The sequence below is a fragment of the uncultured Bacillus sp. genome, from assembly GCF_958411575.1.
Classification (GTDB): domain Bacteria; phylum Bacillota; class Bacilli; order Bacillales; family Bacillaceae; genus Bacillus; species Bacillus spizizenii.
This window is the reverse complement of sequence record NZ_CATYRA010000007.1, coordinates 139,440-153,929: the sequence shown is the minus strand read 5'-3', so window position 1 is coordinate 153,929 and position 14,490 is coordinate 139,440. Positions and strand designations below refer to the sequence as shown.

Here is a 14,490-nt window from a genome sequence, read left to right as displayed (position 1 = left end):
GATTTTATTTTAACAATTTTCAGTTTATTTTTGGGCTATTTTTGCATAAAGATGAAATACAGGCCGCCCTCGCCTTGATTGTTTCCTTCATGTTTTTATATTTATATAGCTTTCTATCGATGTGAACCCTCCAACTATTTATATTGTTACTTACTATAAATAGTTTTCAGATATTTTTCAACAATATTCGAAATAATTTTTATAAAAAATGAATTCACATAAAAAAGGTGCATGATCTGCACCCTTTTCTTTCTTTTATTCACCTTTCCTTCTACTCTCTGTCATTTGTTTCCAAACAGAGCCTTTTGCTTCTTCTCCATGCTCAATACGTTCAAGCGCCATTTTCACTTGAAGGCTGACCTCAAATTCGGGATCGTCTTCGGCAGCGCGTAAAGCTTCAATTGCACTTTCATCGCCGACTTCATACAGGAACATAGCCGCACGCCAGCGGACAAGCTTGCTAGAGTCGCTTAACGACTTGATCATAGCAGGAATGGCTTGAGGGTCGCCGATATCAGACAGGCAGTCTCCGGCCGTTCTTCTGACTGAGACAGCTTTGTCCTCAAGTGCTTTATACAATAGAGGAAGAACATCAGGTGTTTCAATCATCCCTAAGTACACAACAGCCTGTCTTCTGATGGACACCTTGGGATCATCCAATGCCTTCTGTAAAACTGGGATATCCTCCTCTTTCGGATCCATCTGTTCCAGATGTGCATAACGCTTTTTCCAATCCTCATCATCCAGCATGTCGAGCGTTACTTTATACGCTTTGCGCTGTACAGCTTGTTTTGCTTCGCCCTTTCCTTGAGCGGCTGCTTCTGTCAGCCGTTTCAGCCGTTCATCACTGTATGCGGCCTGAAGCTCTTCTGTCACGTCATGACCGATTTCATTAAAGTCGCCGAATCTAACGCCTTGTTCTTTCCAGGCCCGCTCAAACACAACATTTGAGGCTTCAGATCTGAGTTTTAAGATCGCCTGCTGAAAGCGTTCAGGCAAACCGAAGCGCTCTTCCCGCTCCCCATCCGTCAATTTGACCTGCATAGGAATGCCGCTGAACATCTGTACAAAAACTTTCACCTCTCCAAAAGACTCTTGATCAGAGCGGTTTTCTTCCGCTCTTTCAGCACTTTCCATCCCAAATGAAGTGCGGACTTGCGGTAAAATGTCTTTCCAGTCGTATCTTGCATTCCGTTCAACAGCAAGAAAGTCAGCAACGTGGTATACCCCTTTAACCCCTTCTATTTTAAGGATTTCCGCTATAACAGGCGGTGCGCCTTCTGCTTGGTCCGGTTTATAGTTATTGCTTTTGCCCGCCGGAAGCTCTTCCGTTAAGATAACCTTCATTGTATTCGGGCTTGGCGTAGGTTCAATTGATTTTATCTTCATGATCGTCCTCCTATAGCATATCTGTGACTTATTCTATCATAGTCGCTTCAAGCCTTCTATTACGACGTTTTGGCATCAATCCCGGGTATGTCTTTTTCTAATTGGCGGATATACTGAAGCATAAATTCGTGTCTTTCTTCTGCCAGTTCCCGTGCGGTGTCTGTATTCATCATATCTATCAGCCGCAGCAGCTTATGAAAAAAATGAGCGTAGGCGCTTTGATCATCTCCATAAAGGCCGTGCCCTTTTGCGCCCGCAAACATAAAAGCTCTGGCAATACCGACTGCACCTATCGCATCAAGCCTGTCAGCGTCCTGTACAACCTTTCCCTCAATGGAGAGCGGCTCCCCCTCAAGCTTTTCCCTGTCCCGAAAGGACATCTTTGTGATGATGTGAATTACTCTGTCAGCATCCTCTTTTCCAATTCCGAAAGTAACGAGCTGATTATATACTTCGCTCACAGAAAGCCTGATCGTATCAGGAAGTTTGACATCAATTAAATCATGAACCAACGCCGCTGTTTCAACGATGAACAAATCCGCGTTTTCCTTTTCTCCAATATACACAGCAAGATCTGCAACTCTTGATATATGTAGCCAATCATGTCCAGAACTTTCGCCTGTTAGGACAGATTGCACCCATGTCCTGATTTGGTCTGCCTGCTTCAATTCCGTCATAAAAACACCTCTTTATTGCCCTAATAGCTTCAGGATAACGTCTTCCAGCTCTTTCGGATTTGTATTTGGTGGATAGCGGCCAATGATTTCGCCGTTTCTGTCCACTATAAACTTCGTGAAATTCCACTTGATTGCCTTAGTTCCCAGCATCCCTTTCGCGTGCTCAGTCAAATACACATACAGCGGGTGCGCGTTTTTTCCATTTACTTCTACTTTTGAAAACATAGGAAACGTAACACCGTAATTTGTTTCGCAAAAATCCTGTATGTCTGCCTCGTCACCAGGCTCTTGGTTCATAAATTGATTGCAGGGGAACCCTAAGATCTCCAGGCCCTCCTGCTGATATGTATCATATAACTCCTGAAGCTGCTTCAATTGGGGAGTAAAGCCACATTTACTCGCTGTATTCACGATCATCAATACCTTTCCGGCAAAAGGCTGAAGTGTCATGTCTTTCCCTGTTATTGTACGTACTCTCATATCATATATAGACATGTAAGTCCCTCCTATGTCCCTGCTGCTGATTATTTTACCTTTTTTATATCTCAATTCAAAATGCAAACATCATTTATCGGAACTCTTAAGAAATGAATCACATAAGTGGTGAGCATCTGCTCATTATGAATTTATGTGGCTCATTTTTTATCTTATCATTCTATAAAACAATTCAATTCCCTTCTGAGATACATCATGGAAAATCATTTTACTGTGAAACCAAAAGGCGTATCTATGCGTTTTATTTAAAGAGTTTTCTGTTGTTTCCCCCTCAACACTTATAGATAGATTGAAAATTGGCGTGAAAATTCCTATAATGAAGAAAATCAAACGGGGAAATGATGGAGGTGGCACGTTGCCTATTAATATACCAACACACCTGCCGGCAAAACAGGTGCTTGAGAGTGAGCATATATTTGTAATGGATGAAAGCAGAGCATTTCATCAGGATATCCGGCCGCAAAAAATTATCATATTGAATTTGATGCCGAAAAAAATCCAAACAGAGACTCAACTTCTCAGATTGCTTGGAAATTCACCTTTACAGGTTCATTTTACATTTTTAATTCCAAGCACACACACGCCGAAAAATACTGCAAGAGAACACCTTGACGAATTTTACACGACTTTTTCCAATATCCGTCACAAGAAGTTTGACGGCATGATTATCACCGGTGCGCCGATCGAGCATTTGGCGTTTGAAGATGTTTCATACTGGGAAGAGCTCAAAGAGATCATGGAGTGGAGCAAAACAAATGTCACTTCAACCTTGCATATTTGCTGGGGCGCTCAAGCAGGTTTGTATTACCATTACGGTGTGGAAAAAATTCAAACGCCGAAAAAAATCTTCGGTGTGTTCGAACATACAGTTCTTGCAAAACACGAAAGATTGGTAAGAGGTTTTGACGAGCTATACTACGTGCCGCATTCCCGGCATACAGATATAAATATGGAGCAGCTTCAAGCAGTGCCCGAGTTAAATATTCTTACCGCATCGAAGGAAGCTGGGGTTTGCTTAATTGTATCTAAAGACGAAAAACAAGTCTTTTTAACAGGGCACCCTGAATATGATACAAATACGCTTCTTCAAGAGTATGAAAGAGATCTTGAACGAAACCTTTCTACTGTCGAGGCGCCTAAACATTATTTTGCAGAAGACAGCAAAGAGCCTGTGAATCGCTGGAAAGCGCATGCGACATTATTGTTTATGAACTGGCTGAATTATTACGTTTACCAAGAAACTCCTTATGAATGGGACTAATTTTTCTTTTTTTAGTGATACGCTGAGCAAAAAATATGATAAAATACATCTGATTCAGTATGCGTATAACAAAAATTTAAAATAATGGAATCCAAATCTTTTAAAATTAGCTTAATTTTTTCACTGCATTAATAATTCGATTATGTATTTGTGTTATGTTTATGTATAGACAATAACTCCTTACGATGCATGAAGCTTGCTTGTTGTTGATTACATTGAGGTGAATTTACTTGAATACCAATAAAAGAGTATTAATTTTGACTGCAAATTACGGAAATGGACATGTGCAGGTAGCCAAAACGCTTTATGAGCATTGTGTACGTCTCGGCTTTCAGCATGTAACAGTTTCTAATTTGTACCAAGAGTCAAATCCGATTGTTTCAGAGGTAACTCAGTACCTTTATTTAAAAAGCTTCTCAATCGGGAAACAGTTTTATCGTTTGTTTTATTACGGAGTTGACAAAATCTATAATAAACGTAAATTTAATATTTACTTTAAAATGGGTAATAAACGATTGGGCGAACTTGTCGATGAACATCAGCCCGATATTATTATTAATACATTTCCGATGATCGTTGTGCCGGAATACAGACGCCGAACAGGAAGAGTCATCCCTACCTTCAATGTTATGACTGATTTTTGCCTTCATAAAATTTGGGTTCACGAAAACGTGGATAAATATTATGTGGCAACAGATTATGTGAAGGAAAAACTGGTGGAGATCGGTACACATCCAAGCAATGTGAAAATCACCGGAATTCCAATCAGGCCGCAATTTGAAGAATCCATGCCGGTGGAGCCGATTTATAAAAAGTACAATCTTTCACCAAACAAAAAAGTGCTTCTGATCATGGCAGGCGCCCACGGTGTATTAAAGAATGTAAAAGAGCTGTGCGAAAACCTTGTCAAAGATGACCATGTACAAGTGGTTGTCGTGTGTGGAAAAAACACGGCTTTAAAAGAATCTTTAAGTGCGCTTGAAGCAGAAAACGGTGACAAATTAAAAGTTCTTGGCTATGTGGAGCGCATTGATGAGCTGTTCCGGATCACAGATTGCATGATTACAAAACCTGGAGGCATTACTTTGACAGAAGCAACAGCCATCGGTGTGCCTGTCATTCTGTACAAACCCGTGCCTGGCCAGGAAAAAGAAAATGCAAACTTCTTTGAAGATCGCGGAGCTGCGATCGTCGTGAACCGTCATGAAGAGATTCTCGAGTCAGTCACTTCCCTTCTCGCAGATGAAGATACGTTACAGCGCATGAAGAAAAACATTAAGAACCTTCATTTAGCAAACTCATCTGAAGTGATTTTAGAGGATATCTTGAAGGAATCAGAAATGATGACAGCCAAACAAAAAGCCAGAGCCCTATCTTAATGATGTTTTGGAGAGTACACGAAATTCGTGTGCTCTTTTTATTTATATTCATTTATTTATTAAAGCGGTTACATTTTTTTTGTGAAACTTGCCCTTCTTTTGAAAAATAAGCAGTTTCACAACTTGACGGGTGCTCCCAGATGGTGTATAGTTGAACCATCATTTAACAATGAATCAACGTTAAATGGTGACAAAATTTTTTTTAGCACACGGGTGCTACAGTACTAGGAGGAATTAAGCAATATGCAAAACGGTAAAGTAAAATGGTTCAACAACGAAAAAGGATTCGGCTTCATTGAAGTTGAAGGCGGAGACGATGTATTTGTTCACTTCACAGCTATCGAAGGAGAAGGATACAAATCATTAGAAGAAGGACAAGAAGTTTCTTTTGAAATTGTCGAAGGTAATCGTGGACCTCAAGCTTCTAATGTTGTAAAACTCTAAACTCAATACATGATGATGAGATGACAAATAGAGGAGAGGCATTTGCCTCTCCTATTTGATTTTCATCTGGATCTCAATCGCCAAAATATTTTGTTTGCACCTCTGTTCAATCTCTTCAACATGTTTTTCCATTGACGGCTTCCCTTTTTTCGCGATATCCGCCAGTTCTTCTAAATCACTGTATATTTCTATAAATGTTTTGTGAAGGATCGACTTCAAATCTTTATCATCCATAGCTGCGTTCCCCTTCTCTGCCAAGATACCCAAATAGTAAAACAGTCCTATTTATTCTGGTTCAATAGTTATATCGGCTTATTTTCATTTTATTTTCTATTTTAGTACATAAATTTTAAAAAAACTCTGCAAAATAATTGCGGAGGTGTTTTTTGTGACTTCAGAATTTCATGGTGAGGATCAGACTGGCTTTACAGATAAGCGGCAGCTGGAATTAGCGGTGGAAACAGCGCAGAAAACGACAGGAGCCGCGACGAGAGGCCAAAGCACAACATTGGTCGATTCCGCATACCAAGCCATTGAGGATGCAAGAGAACTGTCACGATCTGAAGAGCTGGCAGCTCTCGATGATCCTGAATTTGTACAGCAGCAACAGCAGCTGCTGGATGACAGCCAGCATCAGCTTGATGAATTTAAAGAATAAAAACCGCAGCTTCTGCGGTTTTTATTTTTTAGTGATTGGTTAAGACATCTCCGTATGCTTTCAGCTTTTCACCAACCGTACATTTATTAATACAAAATGAATGCGCATAGGTTTTGCCAAATTCCTTGCGAAACTGCCTCTTAATAAAACAGTCCTTGCAATATTCATCGTGCAGTTCTGTCAGTTCTTTAAAGATCATTTTCTTATCCAAGATCGTCATCTCCGTTACGGTCTAATTTCGTGTGGCTTTCTACAAATTGATGGGAAAGAATTTTTTTAGCGAGGCCGTCAGCTTCCTGGTTGTCTTTCCGCTGTATGGTTTCGTAGGTTGGAGTAAGCTTCAGCGATTCAAGAAGTCCTTCTATTTTGTCCAGCCATTCATTATGAGACGGATCATAGCAAGGCCAGCTGCCGTCAAGCTGATTCAGCACAACAAGCGAGTCCCCTTTGATCGTAATTGAATTTCTGCTTGCCCCAAGCTCTCTTACTTCTCTTATTGCTTCATAAAGCGCCGCGTATTCAGCTTCATTATTGGTTTTCAGCCGGAAGCTTTTATTTTTTCTCAAACGATGCCGGATTCCTCCCAATGAATAATAAATGACGATTCCGAGTCCGGCCAGTTCGCTCTCCTTATCAAAACTGCCATCAAAATAAACAGTAATGTCATCAGGCTCTTGAGCGAGCTCCTCTGTCAGCTTTTCCAATTCCTTCAGAGACCAGCTGCCGCCTTTCTCGTCTTCAAACTCGAGTTCTTTCAGGTATGGATAACGGCCGAGTTCTCTGGCGAGCATACGTGCTTGCTGTGCTGTCAGCCAGTCTTCGCCCAAAAATGAGACGGATCCCGTCCCTTTTGCTTCTATTTTCATATGCGGTCTGAGCTTCATTACAATCACCTTACCATTCATTAGTTGCCGGGCTTGTGCTATAATCAAACCAATCTTACCCCGGAAAGGAAGCATTTTCATTTTGTTTAATAATTCGTTTTGGATCATTTTTGCGATCATTCATTTTATCATTGTTCTTTTATTTTATAAAGGATTTGGCAAAATGGGACTATTTGTTTGGATCGGTTTTGCGACAGTCTGTGCCAACCTTCAAGTCGTAAAAACAGTCGAACTGTTTGGCTTAACAGCAACGCTCGGGAATGTGATGTACGGCACAATCTTTTTTGCGACAGATGTGCTGAATGAAAAATACGGACCGGCTGAAGCCAAAAAAGCGGTATGGCTCGGATTCTCAACGCTCCTGACGCTGACATTTGTCATGCAAGGCGTGCTGCTTTTCGAACCAGCTTCCAGCGACATATCACAAACAGCGCTGGAAACGATTTTCGGATTCCTTCCACGAGTAGCGTTAGGAAGTCTGCTTGCCTTTATCTTCAGCCAAACGCTGGATGTTTATGTATATTCGGCAATTAGAAGGATATTTCCTTCTGATCGGCTTTTATGGCTCAGAAACGGCGGCAGTACAGCAGTCAGCCAGCTGTTTGATACATTTATATTTACTGGTGTCGCTTTTTTCGGCATTTATCCTGCAGGCGTTTGGCTTCATATTTTTATTTCTACATATTTGATTAAGTTTGCGGTATCTTTGATTTCATTGCCTTATGCCTATGCAGCAAAAAAAATGATACCGAATGATGAAAGGAGTTCATAATGCCTACAGAAATATATGTAGACGGCGCAAGCGCCGGTAATCCCGGACTATCCGGGATCGGCATTTTTATCAAACATGAAGGAAAAGCAGAATCTTTCTCTATTCCAATCGGAATGCATACAAACCAGGAAGCGGAATTTCTTGCATTAATTGAAGGGATGAAACTATGTGCAAAGCGCGGGTATCAATCTGTTTCCTTTCGAACCGATTCAGATATTGTGGAACGGGCCGCTGAGTTTGAAATGGTTAAAAACAAAACGTTTCACCCGTATGTGGAAGAGATCATCCGATTAAAAGCGGCCTTCCCTCTTTTTTTCATTAAATGGATACCGGGCAAACAAAACCAAAAAGCCGATCATCTGGCAAAAGAAGCGATTCGGCTGAATGATAAGAATGAAATCTCGATCAATGGTCATCCTAATGACGAGGTGAACAAACATGAAAAAGAAAGATAAAGGCCGGCTGACCGGCGGTGTTACTCCGCAAGGCGATCTGGAAGGCAATACACATAATGACCCTAAAACAGAGCTTGAAGAAAGAGCCAAAAAAAGCAATACAAAACGCTAGAGAAGATCTACACGATCTCTCTAGCGTTCAGCTTTTCAAGCATGCGCTCAATTCCTTTGATTTGGTGGCGGCGAAGCATGTCAGCCGCCTGCTCCATTTGCAGGGTGAATAAAGCATCTTTCAGTGTGCAAACCAGCGGAACAGAGCAATGAATTTCTGCAAGCTTCCTCGACATCTCCAAATCGCTTAAACCTTGCTGAATTTTCCCCTGCTGTCCCTTCGGAAGAAGAGAAAGGTTTTCTAATAAGCGGTCAATTGTTTCGTATTCACGAATCAGTTTGTAGGCTGTTTTTTCTCCAATCCCTTTGACGCCAGGATAGTTATCACTGGAATCACCCATAAGCGCTTTAATATCAATCAAAGCCTTCGGCAGAACGCCTGTTTCTTCATAAAAAGTCTCTTTTGTATAGACTTTATAATTTCCAATTCCTTTTTGGAGCAGAGCCACGCTTACTTTATCCGTTAACAGCTGAAGTAAATCTCTGTCCCCTGTTACGATCGTAATGTCAGCTTCATTCGCATACAAAGCGGCAAGAGTTCCGATACAATCATCCGCTTCATACCCGGCAAAGCCGATATTCATGATACCAAGCTCAGCGGCCGCTTCCTTTGCCAAATCAAACTGCGGGATCAGCTCCACAGGCGGTGCGTTTCGGTTCGCCTTATAATCTTGGAACAGGTCATTTCGGTACGTTTTGCTTCCCATGTCCCAGCAGCAGACGACGTGTGTCGGCTGGAAAGTTTCAACAGCTGTGATCAAATGCTTTAAAAATCCGTTGACGCCGTTCGTCGGCACTCCGCTCTCATTTATCATAAAGTTGCGATGCACGGCCGTGGCAAAAAACGCCCGGAATAAAAGAGCCATGCCGTCAACTAGCAATAGTTTATTATTATTCATAAGATATACTCCCTTTTCTTTCATTCCTTCTATTTTACCATAAAGCAGCGCAAAAATAAAAAACAGCATCTCTTCAATTAGAGATACTGTTTTCCTATCATCAGTCGTTATGTCTTTTGTTGCTGGCGATCAGCTTTTCAGCTTCGCGTCCTGCGTAAGAGTCAAAATGGGTTTGAAATCCGTTTTTCTTTTTGGCATTGTTATTGGCCTGTGCATTTCTGTTTCCCAGTTTTGTTCTGCCCAACATGAATCCCCCCTTACGTCGGATACATATAGTATATGCTTCCGACAGGAGCTTCACTCGCGACAGGTTCATCCAGCTTACATACGGCTTACGTATTCTCTGACCATTTCTTTTGATACAAGGCGTCTTGTCGGGACGATGCCTTTTTTGGCGAGCTGATTGATCTGCTCGGTAATTTCATTAATTGCATCTGTAGTAAAAGGCTCATCGTTTTTGCATTTTGAAACCGCTTCTTCAATGGCCATTTCACGCATGTTTTCAAGACGCATAAATGCTTTGATATGCTCATGCTGTTTTGATGAATGTGCTGAAATTGCTTTATGTACCTCTGACATGAATCGTTCATCTCACTTTTTTCTATTTAGTCTATCATGACTTGAAATACAAGCCAACTGAATTTTACATTTTTATTGTATGGTCTGATCTTTGCCAGGAGATGCATGCTTGGTATGCCTTTTCAATCTCTTTCGCATGTTCCCCTTCCCCATATCCTCCTAAATACGTATCTTTTTGATCCTTTATTTGTTCCATTGCTTTTTCAGCCATATCCACCTGTAAACGTCTGAGATGATCTGTGTAATGAGAGATAAGGCTTTCTTCTTCATTTTTCACCCAAACCTCTGTGATTTTCGTGAGTTTCATCCGTACAGCTTCGATGAAGGTCGCTTTTCCTTTCTGTTCAAAAAACTGCTTCGGTGATTTGATCTCTTTTTGTTCCTGCTCAAAGGCACGTTCATCTAATTCAGGTTCAACTTCCTTAAGCTGTATGCTGTTCGAATGCTGATCACCCGCATAAATGGAAAAATAACCATCCTCGTTTAATGTTTTTTGAAAGCTTCCCAGCCACTCTTCGGCAATATGCCGCTCAATGAATCCGCTCATGCGAACATCAAGCGTTTTGATTTCCTGAACATATTCAAACTGATAATCTTGTAAGGCGGTTGTCATCGCCTTACCTACATTCTTTTTCCAATCCCCGTTCTGAAGCCCGGGATGAAATGCCGATTTAAATAAATCATTTGCAAAAAAGGATAATCGCTGTGTAATGTGATAAAGTTGCTCTTTTGTGTCTTTTTTTACTTTCTCAATAATGGTTTCTGACTTCCGCCGTTTCTCGATCTCGGCTGCAGTCCGCCCAAATGAAAGCATAAGACGCTTTTTCTGTGCTTCCTTTTCCTCCCTGGACTGATGCTGGGATTGGTGAAGCTGGAAAACCGTTTCGCATAGTTTGTCTGCTTCCGAACTGAGCTGTGCAGCTGACGCTTTTTTTACATCCACTTCGATAAACCGGTCTAAGCGTTTTCTTACTTTCGGGAACTGGTTATAAAATGATTCCGGACTACCCAGCAGTTCCTCTTTACTTGATACAGTAAAGAGCTGCGGTTCATGAATCCCTTCTTTTACAAGCTCTGCGCTGACATAATCGGTCACTGTTTCGAGCTCTGTTTTATCTTTCGCAAGGTCTGCCGCATTAATGACGAAAAACATTTTATCCATGCTGAGCGATTCTTTTACCAGCCCGAGCTTTCGCAAAAATGAACGGTCTCCTTTCGAGAAGGAATGCTGATAATAGGTCATATAAAAAAACGCATCGGCATCTTTAATATATTGGAATGCCAGCTCTGTATGCCGTTTATTCATGCTGCTCGCGCCGGGCGTATCAACGATCGTAATCCCTTTTTCAGTCAGCGGGCATGTATAATAGACCGTTACCTCTTTCACAGCGCAGGCCGTTGTCTCCTCTGCCACATACGGCTTTAATTCAGACAGCGGAATCGTTAATTTCTTTTGTTCCTGTATATATTGCTGATACGTTTCGTATGCAAACAGGAAGTTGCTGATCAATTTGATGTGTTCTTCCGGCAACCGGCTTTTTTTGACTGTTTTTTCCCATTTCTCTGTGAAAGAACGACCTGCTGGTTCTTTTTGTATTCCGGTGAGCTGCAAAATGTCAGCCGTAATATCTTCCTCCGTCTTAAACACCACATCCGCTGTTTTGTTGATGTTGTCATTAGTTGGTTTTGTAATTTTGTTAATTGTGGCTGTGGTTGGCGTTGGTGAGGACGGCAACACCTTTTCGCCGACAAGCGCATTGGCAAATGATGATTTTCCTGAACTGAAGCCTCCAAAAAGAGCAAGTGTAAATTTCCGTTCCTCAAGCCTTTTAATTCTTTCCCGAAAGGCTGCAGTTTGCTTTGATAACATGCTGTATTCACCTAAAAGGGCAGACAATGTATGAAAGCGTTTGATCTGGTCTTGAAGCGGCAATTCTTGCTCCATTTTTATTTCTGGTTTCTGCATCGTCTGCTGCGTCTGCTGGCCTTGGCTTCGTTTCTGTTTTGGAGCCGCTACTATTTTTTTCTTCGTTTTAAACCAGTCGGTGTCTATGTCCATCGGGCATGCGGACTTCTCTTCCCAAATGGCCCACATGCAATCGGCTTTCTTGCGGGCATTATTCTCTAAACGGGCCTGTTCTTGGAGGTGGGAGAGTCTTTCTGATTCCTGGATGAGACGGCCATTGATCGTTTGGAACTCTTTGGTAACACGCTCTTTCACCATCGCGATAAGCGCCTTTATGATGTCTGCCGCTTTTCTTTTCGCCTCTTTGCGGATAAGCTCTGCCAAGTCTTTTGTATATTGCAATACATATTCGGAGGAAAAAGCTGCCCCATGCTTGACCGCGCGCTCAATGATGTCAATTTCAAGCGGAGTGCGATAGGCCTGAATCAGCTTTTCACTTTCAGCTGTATGAACATCAAATGCCTTGGCGAGTTTATGGAACGTGTCTATCATGTGCCAGTCCGCTTCGGCCTCTGTTCGGTTTGTCACATCAGAGAAAAAAGCATTCCTTCTTCTATCTCTTTCCTGTGCGGTTTTTGCTTTAGAAAAGAAAAAACCGGTTTTAAAAGAAGGCTCTCGCGATTCTAGGAATGCAGCTGCCAGCTCACGCATTTCAAAGGGCGTCAGGTTGGCGTTTTTTAAAATGCGATTGACTTCTTCCTGCATCCTGTTTTCTGCCTCAGTCGCTTGTTTTGCCGCCTCATCCAATTGATCACGCAGCGATTGGACCAGGTCCGTTTGTGTATCAAGCTGTTCGGCAAAGGTTGGACCGTCTGTTTCGTCTTTCAAAAGGAATTCGGTATGTTCCTTCAGCAGATTACGGACTTTTTGTTCTGTTAAAGCCTGCAAATTGCTTTTTGTTTGCTGTTCTATTCTTTTTAATTCTTCTCTCAAGACCCCAATCTGATTGAACGGGTGGTTCGGTTCTGTCACTGACGTAAAATAAAGAGATTCCTTTGAAATCCCTTCATTGCAAAGCATCTCCTCTACCTGTGCTTTATAGTCTCCGAAGTGTGTCTCCGTCTCATCGTGGCGGTCAATTTGATTGACGATAAAATACACATTCTGAATGCTTTCTTTTATTGACCTGAGAAACTTTACATTTTCCTCAGAGTGTACATGATTATAGTGAACAACGTAAAACAGCGCATCCGCCTGATGGAGAATAGACGCTGCAGATAGAAAATGGGCATCATCTGTTGAATCAATCCCAGGGGTATCAATATATGCAACCCCAGAATCGATCTCAGTATACCGGTCAAAAATTTCAACGCTTTCAATCTGCTCCCCATCTTTGCAATATTGCTGTACCTTGTCTTTCTGGTAAGCCCCCTCCAGCTCAGCACACGCTCCGTCTGTTGTATGAAGCCGAACACGCTTTTCCCCGTTTCTGATCACAACAAGGTTAGCGCTTGTCGGAATCGGGCTTGTCGGCAAAATATTCTCCATTAACAGGCAGTTCAGCAGTGACGATTTCCCCGCTGAATAATGCCCGGTAAACGCGATATAAACCTCTTCATCTACCGCTTTTTTCATGATTGCAGCCAGTTTAGCAGCTCTTTCTTCATCTTGATTCTCGATGAATTGCTGATAAAGTTCCCCCGTTTTGTGCAAAAGCTCTTTTCTGTTATGTTCTGTCATAAATCTGAACCCCTTTGTGCCGTTTCAATTGTGAATCTTTTTTGAAAGATCTGAATGCATTCCTCTTTCATTTTACACAAGAATGAGCCAAATTTCTTTAAGAGAATAGAAAAAAGCCGCCATTACGGCAGCTTCTATAAAAGAAAATCTGCAACTTTGACAAGTTCCAGATTTTTAAACAGATTTATTAGAGATTCCTTTTAATACAAAACCAATTAATACACTATATGTACAAACCGCCCCAAGCAAAAATAGCATTGTCATTTGCTTCACCATCCTGATTGAGAATCTTTTTCATATTCATATTAACATGGATGAGAATGATTTTCAATCTCTATTTTATACTATATTCCTCTAATGCTTTGTCTTCTGTACGTATCCTGACGGTTAACAACACGGCGTTGACAATGGAAAACAGACACATGGTGACGTACGCTTGATACAACAGCGGAATCAATAAGATTTCTAATATAACAACGGTGTAGTTTGGATGCTTCATCCATTTATAAGGGCCTTTTTTTACAAGTTCCGCACCTGGAACGACTAGGATTTTCGTATTCCAATATGCTCCTAAGGAACATAGTGCCCAATACCGCACTGCCTGCACGATTAAAATAGCCGCAGCGATACCGATCCACCAGCTTGACGGCTGTTTGTTCATTAGCAGCACTTCCGCAATTAAAGACAGGAAAAAAAGGATATGCATGATAATGATATACGGATAGTGGCTCTCGCCGAATTCAATCGCCCCTTGTTTCTTTACCTTTTGTTCGTTTTGTCTGGCTACTGCCATTTCAGCTGCTCTTTGAGCAATGAGAATGGCGATTAACAACCAAAACAT

Annotated in this window: 20 protein-coding genes; 8 read left to right on the top strand and 12 right to left on the bottom strand. The window is 41.6% G+C overall.

Annotated features, from left to right (window positions below; translation table 11 throughout):
* Positions 1-255: 255 nt before the first annotated feature.
* From Q5C82_RS13280 to Q5C82_RS13270, 3 genes are read right to left on the bottom strand one after another with little or no spacing between them, the layout of a single operon-like run.
* Positions 256-1,389 carry a conserved virulence factor C family protein gene (locus Q5C82_RS13280; RefSeq protein ID WP_003218235.1) on the bottom strand — a complete coding sequence of 378 codons (1,134 nt, stop codon included), beginning with the start codon at positions 1,387-1,389 and terminating at the stop codon, positions 256-258.
* 59 nt (positions 1,390-1,448) lie between these two features.
* On the bottom strand, positions 1,449-2,066 hold the full coding sequence (locus Q5C82_RS13275) for an HD domain-containing protein (RefSeq protein ID WP_003218236.1): 618 nt from the start codon (positions 2,064-2,066) through the stop codon (positions 1,449-1,451).
* Between the two features lie 12 nt (positions 2,067-2,078).
* The gene (locus tag Q5C82_RS13270) at positions 2,079-2,561 is read right to left on the bottom strand and encodes a glutathione peroxidase (protein ID WP_003218239.1); all 483 of its coding nucleotides are present in this window, start codon (positions 2,559-2,561) and stop codon (positions 2,079-2,081) included.
* A 355-nt stretch (positions 2,562-2,916) separates the two neighbouring features.
* Between Q5C82_RS13270 and metA the strand changes: the two genes are divergently transcribed.
* From metA to cspD, 4 genes are all read left to right on the top strand, one after another.
* Positions 2,917-3,822: a homoserine O-succinyltransferase gene (metA, locus tag Q5C82_RS13265; protein WP_003218242.1), complete on the top strand. Its 906-nt coding sequence runs from the start codon at positions 2,917-2,919 to the stop codon at positions 3,820-3,822.
* A gap of 230 nt (positions 3,823-4,052) precedes the next feature.
* Positions 4,053-5,201, top strand: a complete 1,149-nt coding sequence (locus tag Q5C82_RS13260) for a diglucosyl diacylglycerol synthase (RefSeq protein WP_003218245.1) — start codon at positions 4,053-4,055, stop codon at positions 5,199-5,201.
* A gap of 81 nt (positions 5,202-5,282) precedes the next feature.
* Positions 5,283-5,429, top strand: coding sequence for a hypothetical protein (locus Q5C82_RS13255; protein WP_136975855.1), 147 nt, complete (start codon positions 5,283-5,285; stop codon positions 5,427-5,429).
* Positions 5,430-5,444: 15 nt separating this feature from the next.
* Positions 5,445-5,645, top strand: a complete 201-nt coding sequence (cspD, locus tag Q5C82_RS13250; RefSeq protein WP_003153604.1) for a cold-shock protein CspD — start codon at positions 5,445-5,447, stop codon at positions 5,643-5,645.
* 51 nt (positions 5,646-5,696) lie between these two features.
* On the opposite strand, the gene degR is transcribed toward cspD, so the two are convergent.
* The gene (degR, locus tag Q5C82_RS13245; protein ID WP_003218247.1) at positions 5,697-5,879 is read right to left on the bottom strand and encodes a transcriptional regulator DegR; all 183 of its coding nucleotides are present in this window, start codon (positions 5,877-5,879) and stop codon (positions 5,697-5,699) included.
* Between the two features lie 154 nt (positions 5,880-6,033).
* Between degR and Q5C82_RS13240 the strand changes: the two genes are divergently transcribed.
* Positions 6,034-6,303: a DUF2564 family protein gene (locus Q5C82_RS13240; protein WP_003218249.1), complete on the top strand. Its 270-nt coding sequence runs from the start codon at positions 6,034-6,036 to the stop codon at positions 6,301-6,303.
* A gap of 28 nt (positions 6,304-6,331) precedes the next feature.
* Here the strand turns inward: Q5C82_RS13240 and Q5C82_RS13235 are convergent, their stop codons facing one another.
* The gene (locus Q5C82_RS13235; RefSeq protein ID WP_003218251.1) at positions 6,332-6,514 is read right to left on the bottom strand and encodes a zinc-finger domain-containing protein; all 183 of its coding nucleotides are present in this window, start codon (positions 6,512-6,514) and stop codon (positions 6,332-6,334) included.
* Positions 6,507-7,187: a ribonuclease H family protein gene (locus tag Q5C82_RS13230; protein WP_003218252.1), complete on the bottom strand. Its 681-nt coding sequence runs from the start codon at positions 7,185-7,187 to the stop codon at positions 6,507-6,509. Before Q5C82_RS13230 ends, Q5C82_RS13235 begins: the two co-directional genes overlap by 8 nt.
* A gap of 82 nt (positions 7,188-7,269) precedes the next feature.
* On the opposite strand from Q5C82_RS13230, the gene Q5C82_RS13225 reads away from it, so the two are divergent.
* From Q5C82_RS13225 to sspL, 3 genes are read left to right on the top strand one after another with little or no spacing between them, the layout of a single operon-like run.
* Complete coding sequence (locus Q5C82_RS13225) at positions 7,270-7,959, top strand: queuosine precursor transporter (protein ID WP_003218253.1); 690 nt, start codon at positions 7,270-7,272, stop codon at positions 7,957-7,959.
* Positions 7,959-8,414, top strand: coding sequence for a reverse transcriptase-like protein (locus Q5C82_RS13220; protein WP_003218254.1), 456 nt, complete (start codon positions 7,959-7,961; stop codon positions 8,412-8,414). The genes Q5C82_RS13225 and Q5C82_RS13220 overlap by 1 nt, the downstream gene beginning before the upstream one ends.
* On the top strand, positions 8,398-8,526 hold the full coding sequence (gene sspL / locus Q5C82_RS13215; RefSeq protein ID WP_003218255.1) for a small, acid-soluble spore protein L: 129 nt from the start codon (positions 8,398-8,400) through the stop codon (positions 8,524-8,526). The genes Q5C82_RS13220 and sspL overlap by 17 nt, the downstream gene beginning before the upstream one ends.
* Positions 8,527-8,533: 7 nt before the next feature.
* Here sspL and exnP read toward each other — a convergent pair whose 3' ends face one another.
* From exnP to Q5C82_RS13185, 6 genes are all read right to left on the bottom strand, one after another.
* Positions 8,534-9,424: a 5'-3' exonuclease ExnP gene (gene exnP, locus Q5C82_RS13210; RefSeq protein WP_032727421.1), complete on the bottom strand. Its 891-nt coding sequence runs from the start codon at positions 9,422-9,424 to the stop codon at positions 8,534-8,536.
* 100 nt (positions 9,425-9,524) lie between these two features.
* A complete protein-coding gene (locus Q5C82_RS13205; protein ID WP_003230761.1) occupies positions 9,525-9,671 on the bottom strand; it encodes a hypothetical protein in 147 nt (48 codons plus the stop codon).
* A gap of 74 nt (positions 9,672-9,745) precedes the next feature.
* Complete coding sequence (locus Q5C82_RS13200; protein ID WP_003218262.1) at positions 9,746-10,003, bottom strand: YpbS family protein; 258 nt, start codon at positions 10,001-10,003, stop codon at positions 9,746-9,748.
* Positions 10,004-10,067: 64 nt separating this feature from the next.
* Positions 10,068-13,649 (bottom strand): dynamin family protein, encoded by a 3,582-nt coding sequence (locus Q5C82_RS13195; protein WP_003218264.1) that lies wholly within the window; start codon positions 13,647-13,649, stop codon positions 10,068-10,070.
* Positions 13,650-13,823: 174 nt separating this feature from the next.
* Positions 13,824-13,913 carry a Fur-regulated basic protein FbpC gene (gene fbpC / locus Q5C82_RS13190; RefSeq protein ID WP_100069434.1) on the bottom strand — a complete coding sequence of 30 codons (90 nt, stop codon included), beginning with the start codon at positions 13,911-13,913 and terminating at the stop codon, positions 13,824-13,826.
* A 70-nt stretch (positions 13,914-13,983) separates the two neighbouring features.
* A complete protein-coding gene (locus Q5C82_RS13185; RefSeq protein WP_003218265.1) occupies positions 13,984-14,490 on the bottom strand; it encodes an isoprenylcysteine carboxyl methyltransferase family protein in 507 nt (168 codons plus the stop codon).